Annotated in this window: 1 protein-coding gene and 1 pseudogene; both read right to left on the bottom strand. The window is 63.3% G+C overall.

All coding sequences use genetic code 11. The features are described from left to right. Positions 1-80: 80 nt before the first annotated feature. Positions 81-395 (bottom strand): annotated as a pseudogene (locus M2320_RS23215) (IS21 family transposase); the annotation flags it as partial. Between the two features lie 198 nt (positions 396-593). Next, positions 594-941 carry a hypothetical protein gene (locus tag M2320_RS23210; protein WP_264599331.1) on the bottom strand — a complete coding sequence of 116 codons (348 nt, stop codon included), beginning with the start codon at positions 939-941 and terminating at the stop codon, positions 594-596. Between the last annotated feature and the right edge of the window lie 337 nt (positions 942-1,278).

Genomic DNA, 1,278 nt, shown 5'->3' with positions numbered 1-1,278 from the left:
CATCGTCACCTCCATCCACGGCGAAATCGCCGCAATCATCTGGCGCGTCGCTCCCGAAGGGAGTTGATCAGACAGCGCTCTTCGGCAACGGGCAGATAGCCGCCGTCGAAGCCGTGTTCGTCGCGCAGCCGCTGGAAAATCCGCTTGGCCGTGTGCCGCTGCTTGGCCGGCGCCGTCCTGTCGGCCTCCAGGATCGCGTCGATCACCGGGATCAGCGGGCCGAGCTTCGGCCGCGGCGGCTCCTTGGTGCGCACATAGCCCGGAGGCGCCGAAAACCGGCACATCTTGGCGATCGTGTCCCGGCTCAGGCCAAACGCCCGCGCCGCCTCCCGCTGGCTCTTTCCCTCAATGAAAACAAACTGCCGAACCGCTGCGTAAATCTCCACGGCGAACATCCGCCCTCAACCAAACTTTCAATTGGGGTCGATCTTGAAAGTCGCCGGTTTTTAAACCGCCACGCGCCGGCACAACGCCGCCGCTCCGTGGCCGACTATTGCGCCGCCGCGTACACCTGGGCGCGCTTCATCTTCTCGATGGCAGCCTTGGCCCAGCTGGCGGGAGTCCACGCGACATGGATGCGACATGTTGCGTCGTTATTTGGTGCTGTTCACGGCCCGGCTTTCGGTCGGTTGCCGCTCTTGGCCGAGAGTATGTCCGACCAGACACACAAAACCCGCCCCAGCGGTAGCAACGCTGAAGCGGGCCTCGACTACCGGCGCGAGGATGCCGCCGGTGTTATCATAACGCCGCGCTTGCGAATAAGGTTCCGCGGCACACAAGAAAAGCCAGACGCCGAAGCGCCTCAGCGGAAACAGGATTTCCGGCGCCGCCACGCAGGCCGCCAATAATGTCCAGACCGTCGCTTCCGCCTCAGAGGAACTGACTGCCTCGGTGCGGGAAATCACCGCGCAGGTCAACCATTCCGCAGAGATCGCCGACACCGCCTATCAGGAAGCGCAAGCCTCCAACAGCCGCATTGGCGCCCTGTCCAACGCCGCCGCCACCATTGGGCGATGTCATCAGTCTGATCAAGGGCATATCTGGCGCTCGTCGAAATTGTGAAGGTCTTCTTCTATCGCAGGATGGCCGCGCGTTCGCGCTTGCGCGCCCGCCAGAGCGCGTTCGGTTGAGCACATGCGGCGCTCGGGGCGCGTCATAGGTAGAATCCGATCCTGCTCCAGCGCTTAACTGCCCGTTGCCGAAGAGCGCTGTCTGATCAACTCCCTTCGGGAGCGACGCGCCAGATGATTGCGGCGATTTCGCCGTGGATGGAGGTGA

The organism is Rhodoblastus acidophilus (assembly GCF_025961575.1).
Taxonomy (GTDB): Bacteria; Pseudomonadota; Alphaproteobacteria; order Rhizobiales; family Beijerinckiaceae; genus Rhodoblastus; species Rhodoblastus acidophilus_C.
This window is presented reverse-complemented; position numbering and strand designations above follow the sequence as displayed.